Raw genomic sequence first — 12,190 nt, forward strand, 5'->3', positions numbered from 1 at the left:
CATGAGACTACGACGATTGATGGGTGTAGCCGATCAGATCGTAGCTTCTAGATTTAGTTCCATCGATTTAAGCAACAAAGCCCTGATTGAGCGCAAAGATGTCATTGTCGTAGCGTCGGTGTCCTCGGTGTACGGTTTGGGGTCACCAGATGCATACCGAGCACTTCAAATCTCACTTCAACCCGGTGAAAAGCTCGTAATGCCGGAATTGGAAGAGCGTTTGGCCAAACTGCACTATGAGCCCGCGGGTGACTCGCTTTGGAGAGGGAGTTATCGGATTGGTGCACACAAAGTAGAAATATTTCCCGCCGATTCTGAGTTGGCGGCCATCCTTGTACAACTCGACAATTCAAAAACGATTACTCAGTTGCAGATGGTGGACAATGCGACCGGAGAATGGATAGGGGATCTCGACCATTATCGGGTTTCTCCCAAGACCTTGTATTCGACCTCGCCAAATCAAGTGGAGCGCGCGTGCAAAGCCATTGAAGCGGAGTTAGAGGCAAGAACGGGCGAGCTGAGCCGCAATCACCAAGTGACTGAGGCGGCAAGGCTTTATGAGCGAACAACGCGTGATTTGGAGATGTTACGTCAGCGGGGTTACTGCAGTGGCGTCGAAAACTATGCGTCTTACCTCGTTGATCGCGATGCCTCACTACCGCCAACCACACTTTTGGATTACTTACCAAAAGGGGGCTTGTTGTTCATTGATGAATCCCATGTGATGGTGCCCCAAATTCATGCCATGTATAAAGGCGACCAAAGCCGAAAAGACACCTTGATTGATTACGGCTTTCGTCTTCCTTCCGCCAAATCTAACCGACCGCTGAGCTTTGCTGAGTTTGAAAAATCAAACCCCAAACCATTTTTGTTTCAGCTACACCCAGCGAATATGAGGTGCGTCGGTCAGGCGGCGAAGTGGTTGAACAAGTCATACGTCCAACGGGATGCTCGATCCGGAGATAGAGGTTGTGCCGTTAGCGGACACAACAGCCAATTTATTGCGTAATATTCGAGAGCGCATTGCAAGTGACGAACGTGTTCTCATCACAACGATCTCTAAGCAAAGTGCAGAGGCGTTGCACTTACATTTACAGAGCGAAGGCATTCGCAGCCAATATATCCACAGTGATGTAAAAACCGATGATCGCATTGAGATCATTCGTCAGCTCAGGCGAGGAGAGTTAGATGTACTGGTCGGCATCAATCTGTTGCGGGAAGGGTTAGACATACCTGAAGCATCCTTGGTTGCCATACTCGATGCCGATCATGCTGGCTTTCTGCGTTCCTCCGAAGCCTTGATACAAATCATTGGCCGTGCAGCGCGAAATGCGAAAGGGAAAGCCATTCTTTACGCGGACAAAGTGACGCCCGCGATGCAGCGAGCAATGGACGAATCTAATCGTCGCCGAGAGAAACAAATTGCCTATAATGCGGAGCATCAAGTTAAACCTCAAAGTTCGCGCCGAACCATTGACCCTATTGTGGTTACAGGCGAAGCTTTAAATGATCCCACCATGTGCGCCACACTGGAGGAACTTTGCCAACGCATTACTGCCTCAGAAAGGGAATTATTGCGAGCGTGTGGTGATGGCGACAAAGCGGAAGTAGAAGCCTTGCGACAGACGTTGGATGGGCTTTACCGGCAATATATCTTTATGTAGATAAAAAAGCGTTAGCATCAGTTTGTTATCTGTCGCAAAGGGTAAACAGAAGGTTATTAATGCCTAATCGAGTTCCAAATTTTTTACGCCGACCAATGCCGAGCAGGCTCTCTTTCCTGCAAAGAAAATGCTTGAAGTAAAGAAGGCATAGGGCGGCAGTACATCGGATATTTCCTTATTCGCTTTTCCGTGGTCTTCAAGGTCTATATCGCCGTGCGCCAGATATATCACTCCCGTGGCGTCGCCAATTTGATTACCCCAAACAAAATCAACGAGAGCGGCTTTGTTATCGAATGCAAAGAGGTGGTGGGAATTGTTGAGTAGCGTTCGAACATCGGCAACATCAATATTGTTGGGTATTTCATTGCTGTCGAGCTTGCCTTTGATGCTTCGTACCACATGCCAAACGGCGTCGATATTATGAGTGGGGCTTTCTATGTAGGCAATGACGCAACTGCCAAGATCGGGGGCGTTGATAATCGGTTTTGCCTGTTCAGGTGTCACGCCACATAAAAGCAGTAAATCGATTTTGTTTTCGGAAATGGTCGATGGAGAAAGCGTATCGAAAGGAATGAATAAGTCGATGCCATCATCGTTGGTAGAAGGAGCAGAAATGCCGACGCGGGCACTGATGTCTTCCAAAATGGGCTCAAACATTGCTGTTCCTTACTCTTCATACTCAGAGCCATTATTAGCAGGAAGAGTATCTGAAAGGAAGGACTCGCAAAGCGTTTCAAACGATTATGTTTCGATGCTCACGTGCAATATAGGGTGTAGAGAATAAAAGGCACGTTACAGTGCCTCTCTAAAATTCCCTTCTTCATCAAGACGGTTTTTCTCGGAAAACTCCGCCTTAACTAAACCGGTGCCGATGACACCGACACAGACCAACAATACACCGAGGTGCCAAGCCTTACTCATGCCCAACATCATTAATGTCATGCTGAGCAGAGAAGCGGTAACCATTTGCAGTGCACCACCCAATGCAGCGGCGGTGCCAGCCTTTCTGCCAAATGGAAGCAGCAGTTGCGACTGTGCACAGGGAAATGCTATGCCATTTGCGACGACCATTAAAAATTGGCCAGCAATAATGGCCGCTGGTGTGAGTGGCGCAATGATGAGCCACAGACCTGCCACAACTTGCAAGCAAGGTGCAATTTTCAGCATGTTTTCGGAACCTAACAGCGGACGTAGTTTGTTGCAAATTGCACCGCCGAGCAATAGGCCAAAAGCGGGGATCAATGCCCACATCGCATAGGCATCACTTGTCATGCCTATTTGCACTTGCATCACGAACGGGATAAGTGAAATCGCAACCACCACCATGCTGTAGTTGAGCCAGCCTAAGCCTGAAAAACTAATGAAATAACTGGAGGTGATCAGCTTCCTATAATCACGAGAACAGTTTTTAAGGGAGGAACATGGCTTTTGGTGTTGACCGTTTCGGAAAAGCAAACAGAGAGGGTCAGCCATACCAAGCCAATGTAGCTGAGCATCACGACAAAGACGGATAGCCAGCCAAAATGGTGGTTAACAAAGCCTCCAATCACGGGGGCGACGATCGGACAGAAAGACGCAACAATGCCTAGCCATGTCATTGCTTGAGCGAGGTGTCGGTAAGAATAGCTATCGCGAAGTGAAGCGCGTGCTAAGACAGCGCAACACCCTGCGCCCAATCCTTGTAAAAAACGTCCCCACAAGAGCAGAGAAAAATGGTCGCCCCCAATTACCGTCAAGGTTAAGCCGATGATGGACACCGCAATCCCAATAAGGAGTACGGGCTTTCGTCCAATGGCATCCGAAAGTGGTCCATAGAAAAGCTGCGAGGGGCCAAAGCCCAATAGATAATACGAAATGAGACGTTGTACTTGTTCCGCGTTTAACGAAAAGTGCTGGGCAATTGAAGGCAACGCAGGAAATAACAGCCCCACGCTTAACTGACCAATGCTGACTATCAGACAGGCAAGTAAAACGGGACGAAGAGGGAATTGATCTGACATTAATGGACTCCTTGGTCCACTATTATCACCGCAAACCCCCTATTTTCTTTGAGGAATTCCTGTCAGTGATCTCTTTCCAAGTGGGAAAGAATGAAACTGTGCATTCTTGGCCCCTTTTTAGCCATTATGGGCGGGATGGGTCTGTTTTCAGCAAAGACGTATTTGGGTTAAATGGACGTATCCACCTTCGCTGTTTCCACTTTGATTTTAAAGTAGTGATACTGGTTAGCCGTGTTTGGATAGCTAAACAATTTACTGTCTGTATTTAATATGGGTAACTCGACATAGAATTTTTTTGCACCTGCGGCATTTTTCCATAGTCTCACTCTTGCTGGCATCAGCAGCAGGCTGGTGGGCAACTTAGGTGCGGGTGTTCCGGCGGTTTTTTTCAGTTCGTCAAACAGGTAGTTCACACTGACACTCAGCAGATTCATGTCGATATCGTCAAACGTGTCACTGAGCGCCGCGATATCGAACGTGAGCGTTTTCACCTGCCCAGCGTCAATGGTAAACCCTTTGAAGTTGTATGGATGGGAGCCAAAATGAAGCGTTGTCAGTGCATGCTGGCCCGCAAGCCCTAATGCATCAGCACTCAATGTGACATCTTTTCCTGCGCCGGGCAGGTTGTTGTCTTTGGCAGAGAAAACAACGTTCCAGCCATGAGGTAAATGGTTTTTGATGGGCGTGATCTCATATACCCAAGGGCGAAAGAGCACTTTGCGAATACCGGAAAAGAGGACTTGCAACTCGCCGGGGCCGCCGGGCTTTGCCTGTAAATCGCCCGCCGCTCGCTCGTGTTCATCATACGGCGTCAAGTGAAGATGGGCGATAGACGGAGGTCGTACATCGATGAGTGAGCCAAAGGTGTCTGGTCTTGGGTGGCAGTAGTGATTACCGCTTAATCCGCTATAGATATTGGAATCTGGGTTGCTCGGAGACGGAGATTCATGCTCCAGACGTGCCTTGCAGTAGGTAACACGTCGAGAGTCTGTCGGGGTGCTGGTGATGACGATATCGTTCTGTCTGGAATCGGCAGTAAACACCACCAAACTGGTCCAGCGCATCGGGTTCCAGTCTGCCCGTCCTGCCAATGAAGATGTGCCAAAAGGGTCGATATTGTGGCTGTCGAAATGGTGCTCGATGCTGCCTGTCTGCATGGAATTCGAGCTGGCTCCCATGTATAGCGCTCCGCCGCGATTACCGTAACCATCAAAATTACCCAAATCATTGGAGGAGGCGATATACGTCCATTTGCGGTGAACGACTAATTTACCCTCAGCATTGGGCCATTGGTTATTATCTGCACCGCTGCGGCTGGCCAATGTTGGTGCTGACAAATAGAGGCCCCATCCCCCGTTGTTCACTGCTGCGCACCCAATGAAGCTGTTGTGCATGTAGTCCTCGTAGCCACCGGGAAAATACCAGCCATCTAACCCATTTTCTCGCGCCATGAGATCGATGTGGGTGTTGTATGCGCCGTCTATGCCTACAAAACCATTCCAGGGCATTGCTTCGACAACAATGTTCACAAACTCGTTATAAGAAGCCCGCGCATTGGTATAGAAGTTCTCCGTAAGGTACGGTGTCATTTGGGACAACAGAGGACAGTGGGTGATCAGATTGTAGAAAGACACATCCACGGTCTTCGTGGTTGGGGGTAGGCCAAGCGGCACGATAACGGTGGTGGTTTTATCCGTTGCAGAAATGGGGAGGTTGTAAACACGGGTCTCTTCATTTTTTTTCGGTTTACCTGTGGTTTGGCGGTCATCAGCGTTAATGCCCACAAGTTTTCCATCCAGTGTTTTACCGCTGTTGGCGTAGCGGGCCACTTCTTTGCCATTTGCATCAAAGGCCCTTACCCATCGAACCAAAGGAATGTCCACGGTGTCATCAAGAAGGACATCTTTGGGCGTGGAGTAGGTGCCCTTGGCTGGCACGATAATTTCAGTTTGGTTTTGGCCATTTTTGAGGTTAAAGCTGGTCAGTGATGTCCAAATCTGAGGTTCGCCAAAGCGCTTTTGTGGCATACGATTGGGTTGCCCTGCCCAGAATTGCGCCACATTGGGCTTGGCATTGCCAACGGTATCCGGCTCTGGTGGAGTATGGCCAAACACTATGCCATTGCCGCCGTCTCCCTCGTCTTTTAAGCATCCGCTGATAGCAAAATCAAACACGCGGCTAGAACCACATTGGGTGAGGATCCCGTTATTGTCAGAACCACCAATGGGGCACAGTGCTGTTGGATGGGTTGTTACCCCTTTGAACGCCGATGGCAAAGATTTTCGTCTCACGTAACAGCCTTGTCCGCGAAAGGTGCCTGCGCCCACTGGGATTAAAAGGTTACCGACTATGGGAAAATATCCTTTTCCAATCACCGCGTGAAAATCGTAACGCTCTTTCGTCGGAGGCACCAAATCGCCGGCAGCATCGCGTAGTCGCAGTGCTTGTTCCAACTTTATTTGGTTTCGTTCTGCCATCGCAATGACGGCTGCGCGGTCATTGCGCCATTTAGCTTTTGCTTGTTCGGGGCTCTCGCCGATGGATTCCAAATCCATCGTTATTTCACCTGTTTCAAAAAGGCTGCGAATCCATCGAACGAGGAGAGCGAGGATCTGTGTGATGATGGTAGTGGCATTATTCAGCGTGCGACGAAAAAGGCTGGGTGTTGAGTGGGAGTGAGGCATGAAGGCGTATTCCAGACGGAGAGTGAATACGTGACTGTATGCGAAATTGGCGTCGTAAATTGTCTACATATCGGTACATGAAGCCTGTTTTTGTTTCGCGGGTGTTCGGGCGGCGTTTTCCGTGTTCTAGGTAAAAAAAGGGCTGGAATTGCCAGCCCAAAAGGAGAACACAAGTGTCAAAAAGTGAGTAATTAGCCTGTGGCGCGGGATTTGGCGACGTGAGTAGCAATCGCGTCCATCAGTGGTGGCGACAGGCAGTCGTAAGGCTCAAGGCCGAGCTCTGTTAAGCGGTGACGAATGGCATCCATATTTTCCGGCGGGGTACCTGATTCGATAATGGATGATACAAAGGCTGCAAATTCAGGGGCGGACCAACCGTCTTGATCTGACAGCTCAGTGTGAATAAAGTCGAGGCCGAAGAAAGGGTGGGTAGTATCTTCAATCCGGCCATACATATGCACACCGCAAGATGTACAGGCATGCCGTTGAATCGCCGCACTGGCATCAATCACCGCGAGTTTGTTTTCATTCTGATCAACATTGAGGTTATCTTTTGAGACAACCGCGACTTGTGAAAAGGCTGCACCGGAAGGCTTCCAACATTTTGAGCAGCCACACACATGATTGTGTGCAGTCTGCGCTGTAACGCTGACGACTACAGGGTTGTCGGCACATTGGCAGGTAAGCTTACCACCTGAAAAACCAGGTACATCAGTGTGCTTAACACCACCATCTACTGCAGGATGTATTTTTACTGTCATAGGAAACACCTTAGCAACGAGATTTCGAATTGGATTCCACATCTTTTCACCTCAATTCTGAAGCGTAGGAGTACCCGCATGGTGAACAATTTGGGTAGTACATTGAGCCTAGATGTGTTCGTTGACGGCGAATATGCCCCAAACGGAAAAAGTGTCTTGTAGCCGCTTTTGCACAGACAAAGATAAATGTCCGCAATATAAGTTTATGTTTTACTTGAGCGAATCGGTGGAAGTGAGAAGGGATAAGGTTTAACAATAGTCTTTTGTTATGTCACACACGGGTTTTATAGGGCAAAAAGTCAGGAGTTTGTGGAAGATTCTGGTCATCTTATTGTAAATAACTCTGACAACGTGTGTACGTATCAAAGGCAATACGTTTAAAAGAGAGGGTTTATGTCATCAGGAAAAATTAAAAATATCGTCTTCGATATCGGCAATGTCATGGTGCGTTGGTCACCCGCAGAGATCGCGAGGCTGACATTTGGCGAAGGTAAGCAAAGTCAGGAAAAGGCGGAAACAATTTTCAGGAGTGACACTTGGTTGGCACTCAATCGTGGGGAGTTGACGGAATCTGAAGCCAAAGTAGACATCATGGCGCTGTCCGGAATATCTAAAGCCGAAGTTGACGCGCTTTTTTACTACATAAAAGAAACGCAGATCTTATTATTCGGCTCCTTGGCATTGCTGAAAGACGCGAAGTCAGCGGGGTACAAGGTTTTTGCATTGACAGACAATGTGCATGAAATTGTCAGCCATCTTCAGACGCGTTTTGATTTCTGGCCACTGTTTAATGGTGCGATCGTGTCTGCGGAAGAAGGGTGTTTAAAACCCGGCGCTGATATTTTCAATCGACTAGTGACGAAGTATGACGTTAGCCCCGAAGAGTCTGTGTTTCTTGATGATGTCCAAGCTAACGTTGATGGGGCCAAATCCGTAGGCTTTGAAGCCATCGTGTTTGTAAATGCCTCTCAGGCGCGAGAGGCATTATCGACGTTGGGTGTGGTGCTTTAAGGCAGTAGTTGTAAGCCATTGGAGAGGAAGAAAGATGTACGCGTGCTATCCAAATGGTAGTCAGATAGAGATAGTACAGCCTCCAAGAGTATGAAATTATGAATTATTTTGAGTCCCCGTTTGCGGGTAAATCGCTGCAAGAGCAAGTCACGAATCCCAATATCATTGTGGGGCGTCATAGCTATTATTCGGGGTATTACCATGGGCACAGCTTTGATGACTGTGCGCGCTATTTGATTCCCGATCGCACCGACGTCGATAAGCTCATTATCGGTAACTTTTGCTCAATTGGTTCTGGCGCGGTGTTTATGATGGCAGGTAATCAAGGCCATCGAATGGATTGGGTGAGTACTTTCCCCTTCTTTTATCAAGACAATGTGCATTTCGAGGGGGCGGTAGATGCGTTCAAACGAATGGGTGATACCGTCATTGGAAGTGATGTTTGGATAGGCTCAGAAGCCATGATTATGCCCGGCGTAAAAATCGGACATGGCGCAGTGATCGCCAGCCGAGCGGTGGTGACGAAAAATGTTGCGCCTTATGAAGTCGTTGGCGCCAATCCGGCAAAACACATTAAGTTCCGTTTCACAGATGCAGAAATCGCCATGTTGTTAGAAATGGCATGGTGGGATTGGACAGATGACACATTGAAAGGATGTATGACATTTCTCTGCTCAGCGGACATCGAAGGGATGTACCACTACTGGAAAAATAACGTCTCTTTGTAAAACAAAACGCCCTGATAACGTCAGGGCGTTTTTCGTGTCAGCCTTAGGCCGTCAAGTAAAATGAGGTCGCAGGTTAATTTATGTCAAAGCGGTCGTTATTCATCACCTTGGTCCACGCGGCTACGAAGTCATTGACGAATTTTTGCTGTGCGTCCTTGGAAGCGTATACCTCAGCGATTGAACGTAACTCGGCATTTGAACCAAAAATAAGGTCAACAGGCGTCGCAGTCCATTGCTGGTTGCCAGAAGCGCGGTCATATCCAACGTAGATCCCTTCCTCGTTTTGAGAGGGGGACCATACCGTTGACATATCAAGCAGGTTAACGAAAAAATCATTGTTCAATGTGCCGGGTTTGTCAGTGAATACACCATTCGAGGATCCGTCGCTGTTGGCATTCATGCTGCGCATGCCACCGACTAACGCCGTCATTTCCGGTACAGTCAGTGCCAGTAAATCTGCGCGTTCTACTAGCATTTCAGCGGGCGATTTGTAGTTAGCGGATGCATCGTAGTAGTTTCGGAAGCCGTCTGCTTTGGGTTCTAGAACAGCAAACGAATTCACGTCTGTCATGTCTTGCGTGGCATCCATTCTGCCCGGAGTAAAGGGGACTACGACATCCACCCCCGCATCTTTTGCCGCTTTTTCAATACCTGCATTACCAGCAAGCACGATAACGTCAGCGAGTGATACCTTGGTGTCTCCGGAAGACGCGTTAAAGTCTTTTTGAATGTTCGTCAGGGTTTTCAGCACGCGCTGTAGTGCTTCTGGGTCGTTAACTGCCCAATCCTTTTGCGGAGAGAGGGCTAATCGTGCGCCATTTGCACCGCCGCGCATATCGGTTTCGCGATAGCTGACGGCTGACGCCCAACCTGTGCGGACAAGCTCAGGAACACTCAGTCCTGACGCGAGGATTTGAGATTGTATTTGCTTGGCTTGTGCTTCAGTAATCAACGGGTGGTTTATCTCAGGAATAGGGTCTTGCCAGACAAGCACTTCTTCTGGAATTTCATCACCAATGTAGCGTGCACGAGGGCCCAAATCTCTATGATTCAATTTGAACCAGGCTTTTGCAAACGCGAGTTCAAAAGCGTCAGGGTTTTTACGGAAATTTTCAGCGATGGCGCGGAATTGCGGGTCTTCTTTAACGGCTAAATCGGTAGTGAACATGATAGGGGCATGACGTTTGTTGGGGTCATGTGCATCAGGTACCATTTGGGCAGCAGCGTCGGTATCGGGTATCCATTGTTTGGCACCCGCAGGGCTTTCCGTCAGTACCCAATTAAATGTAAAGAGGTTATCAAGATAGTTGGTGGTCCATTGCGTGGGCGTTACTGTCCAGGCGCCTTCTAGTCCGCTGGTAATGGCATCTTTTCCGCTGCCATCACCACATTTATTTTTCCAGCCAAAACCTTGATCTTCGATAGGCGCACCTGCAGGGGCTGCACCCAAACATTCATCAGGTTTGCGCGCGCCGTGCGCTTTACCAAAGGTGTGTCCACCCGCAATAAGAGCAACAATCTCTTCGTCGTTCATTGCCATACGGCCGAAGGACATTCGAATATCTCTTGCTGCGGCGATAGGGTCGGGGTTGCCGCCGGGGCCTTCAGGGTTGACGTAGATAAGGCCCATTTGAACGGCACCTAAGCCTTGAATCAAGTTGCCTTTTTCATCACGTCGTTGGTCATCAAGCCAAGCTTCTTCTGGTCCCCAGTAGACGAAATCGGGTTCCCAATCATCTTCTCGCCCACCCGCGAAACCAAACGTTTTAAATCCCATGGACTCAAGGGCTACGTTGCCCGTTAACGCCATAAGGTCCGCCCATGAAAGTGCAGCCCCATATTTTTGTTTTACAGGCCAAAGCAGCCGACGGGCTTTGTCGAGATTGCCGTTATCAGGCCAACTGTTGAGGGGGTCGAAACGTTGTTGACCGCCTCCTGCGCCGCCACGTCCGTCACTGACACGGTAGGTGCCAGCGGCGTGCCATGCCATTCGAATGAAAAAGGGACCATAGTGTCCGTAATCGGCTGGCCACCAATCTTGGGACGTGGTGAGTACCTTCGCGATATCTTGTTTAACATCAGCCAGATTGAGGGTTTCAAATGCCGCGCCGTAGTCAAAGTCGGTGCCCATAGGGTTTGATGCCTGACCATGGTCACGCAGTGGAGCAAGATTTAATTGTTCTGGCCACCAAAACTGATTCGATTTTGGCTCGCCAACTGAGAAAGACGGCGCTGAGATTAGTGCACTCGACAATGCGAGGGATAAGAGTGTTTGTTTAAACATGCACATATTTCCTTTTCTATGTTACGAATGTTTTTGTAGTATTTATTTGAGGTTAATAAGCAAGTTGTTCAGTTTCCTCGAACAACAAAAGTAGAAAATAAATCTTAAATATATAGAGGTGCGAATACGTAAGTGTCAGTATTCACCGCCTCCTCGTGGATAAAAATAAAATGACAAATTTTCCCGTTTAGGTATCTGCCTGTGGCTAGAGTGCATACCGTAATGATTAGGAAGCACTTTCCCAAGCGGCGGGTGTTTTGTGATTAACGCGTTTGATTATAGGAATAGGTGAGAAAAAACAGGAAAGGGAATATTTCGATTGTAGTGATTGGAAAAAGTAATAAGAGTGTGTGAAATATTTTCAACGGTGTATTAACTCACTAATATTGAAAGGTAATGCAGGTTGTTTGTGCTATTTTAATTATGTTAATTCCTGTTTTTTCTAGTGCGAATTTAATTCTACTAATCAGCATTTAGTGATGCTGTTAATAGTTATGAAATTTATTTCATTGTTTAATGGTTGAGATGCGTGCGGCAATAAGAGACAGATGGCGTTGGCGAGCACTTTAATGCTTTCTGTTGGTCGAAGGCTTGTACGGTAATTGATGGGATTTACGTCAGTTGAATCCAACCCATTCGATGGCAACGCGGAGTTAAGTATGCAGATATCTCGATTGGATCATCTGGTGTTGACGGTCAATGACATTGAAACATCTCTGTCATTTTATCAACGCGTGATGAATATGGATGTTGTTTCATTTGGTGATGGCCGCAAAGCACTACAGTTTGGTAGTCAGAAGATCAATCTTCATCAACGGGGCCGAGAATTTAAACCGAACGCACAACATGCCCAGACAGGCAGTGCAGATCTGTGTTTTATCAGTGAAACCCCTTTGAATGATATTGAGGCTCATCTTGTCCGTCAGCATGTAGACATTGAGGAAGGGCCAGTACAAAGAACGGGTGCTGTTGGGAATATCATCTCTCTCTATTTCCGTGACCCCGATGGCAACCTGATTGAAGTCGCTAACTATGTTTAATGAGGTGTAAAAAAGGGC

Annotated in this window: 10 protein-coding genes and 1 pseudogene; 5 read left to right on the top strand and 6 right to left on the bottom strand. The window is 48.0% G+C overall.

Going from position 1 to position 12,190, the window contains the following annotated elements:
* Positions 1-1,009 (top strand): annotated as a pseudogene (locus B5D35_RS24925) (hypothetical protein); the annotation flags it as partial.
* Positions 972-1,664 (top strand): helicase-related protein, encoded by a 693-nt coding sequence (locus B5D35_RS24930; protein ID WP_244556611.1) that lies wholly within the window; start codon positions 972-974, stop codon positions 1,662-1,664. The pseudogene B5D35_RS24925 and the gene B5D35_RS24930, both read left to right, overlap by 38 nt.
* A 63-nt stretch (positions 1,665-1,727) precedes the next feature.
* Here B5D35_RS24930 and B5D35_RS14215 read toward each other — a convergent pair whose 3' ends face one another.
* From B5D35_RS14215 to gfa, 5 genes are all read right to left on the bottom strand, one after another.
* Positions 1,728-2,321, bottom strand: a complete 594-nt coding sequence (locus B5D35_RS14215; protein WP_078753219.1) for a hypothetical protein — start codon at positions 2,319-2,321, stop codon at positions 1,728-1,730.
* 135 nt (positions 2,322-2,456) lie between these two features.
* The gene (locus tag B5D35_RS24935; protein WP_244556612.1) at positions 2,457-2,990 is read right to left on the bottom strand and encodes an MFS transporter; all 534 of its coding nucleotides are present in this window, start codon (positions 2,988-2,990) and stop codon (positions 2,457-2,459) included.
* Between the two features lie 53 nt (positions 2,991-3,043).
* Positions 3,044-3,664, bottom strand: coding sequence for an MFS transporter (locus B5D35_RS24940; protein ID WP_244556613.1), 621 nt, complete (start codon positions 3,662-3,664; stop codon positions 3,044-3,046).
* Positions 3,665-3,831: 167 nt separating this feature from the next.
* Positions 3,832-6,348, bottom strand: a complete 2,517-nt coding sequence (locus B5D35_RS14225) for a hypothetical protein (protein ID WP_244556614.1) — start codon at positions 6,346-6,348, stop codon at positions 3,832-3,834.
* Between the two features lie 191 nt (positions 6,349-6,539).
* Entirely contained in the window at positions 6,540-7,109 is a 570-nt protein-coding gene (gene gfa / locus B5D35_RS14230) for an S-(hydroxymethyl)glutathione synthase (RefSeq protein WP_170915185.1), read from the bottom strand.
* A gap of 393 nt (positions 7,110-7,502) precedes the next feature.
* Here gfa and B5D35_RS14235 point away from each other — a divergent pair, with 393 nt between their 5' ends.
* Both B5D35_RS14235 and catB read left to right on the top strand, forming a co-directional pair.
* Positions 7,503-8,120: an HAD family hydrolase gene (locus tag B5D35_RS14235; RefSeq protein ID WP_078753221.1), complete on the top strand. Its 618-nt coding sequence runs from the start codon at positions 7,503-7,505 to the stop codon at positions 8,118-8,120.
* Between the two features lie 95 nt (positions 8,121-8,215).
* Positions 8,216-8,848, top strand: coding sequence for a type B chloramphenicol O-acetyltransferase (gene catB, locus B5D35_RS14240; protein WP_425291238.1), 633 nt, complete (start codon positions 8,216-8,218; stop codon positions 8,846-8,848).
* A 73-nt stretch (positions 8,849-8,921) separates the two neighbouring features.
* Here catB and katG read toward each other — a convergent pair whose 3' ends face one another.
* Complete coding sequence (katG, locus tag B5D35_RS14245) at positions 8,922-11,132, bottom strand: catalase/peroxidase HPI (RefSeq protein ID WP_078753223.1); 2,211 nt, start codon at positions 11,130-11,132, stop codon at positions 8,922-8,924.
* 659 nt (positions 11,133-11,791) lie between these two features.
* Between katG and B5D35_RS14250 the strand changes: the two genes are divergently transcribed.
* Entirely contained in the window at positions 11,792-12,172 is a 381-nt protein-coding gene (locus B5D35_RS14250; RefSeq protein WP_078753247.1) for a VOC family protein, read from the top strand.
* Positions 12,173-12,190: the final 18 nt, after the last annotated feature.

Source organism: Enterovibrio nigricans DSM 22720 (assembly GCF_900167155.1).
Classification (GTDB): Bacteria; Pseudomonadota; Gammaproteobacteria; order Enterobacterales; family Vibrionaceae; genus Enterovibrio; species Enterovibrio nigricans.

Excerpts from the sequence above, each read along its gene's own strand:
- B5D35_RS24940 (WP_244556613.1), bottom strand. The coding sequence starts at position 3,664 with ATGTCAGATCAATTCCCTCTTCGTCCCGTTTTACTTGCCTGTCTGATA.
- katG (WP_078753223.1), bottom strand. The coding sequence starts at position 11,132 with ATGTTTAAACAAACACTCTTATCCCTCGCATTGTCGAGTGCACTAATC.
- B5D35_RS14235 (WP_078753221.1), top strand. The coding sequence starts at position 7,503 with ATGTCATCAGGAAAAATTAAAAATATCGTCTTCGATATCGGCAATGTC.
- B5D35_RS14250 (WP_078753247.1), top strand. The coding sequence starts at position 11,792 with ATGCAGATATCTCGATTGGATCATCTGGTGTTGACGGTCAATGACATT.
- B5D35_RS14215 (WP_078753219.1), bottom strand. The coding sequence starts at position 2,321 with ATGTTTGAGCCCATTTTGGAAGACATCAGTGCCCGCGTCGGCATTTCT.
- gfa (WP_170915185.1), bottom strand. The coding sequence starts at position 7,109 with ATGACAGTAAAAATACATCCTGCAGTAGATGGTGGTGTTAAGCACACT.
- B5D35_RS24935 (WP_244556612.1), bottom strand. The coding sequence starts at position 2,990 with ATGGTGGTGGTTGCGATTTCACTTATCCCGTTCGTGATGCAAGTGCAA.
- B5D35_RS14225 (WP_244556614.1), bottom strand. The coding sequence starts at position 6,348 with ATGCCTCACTCCCACTCAACACCCAGCCTTTTTCGTCGCACGCTGAAT.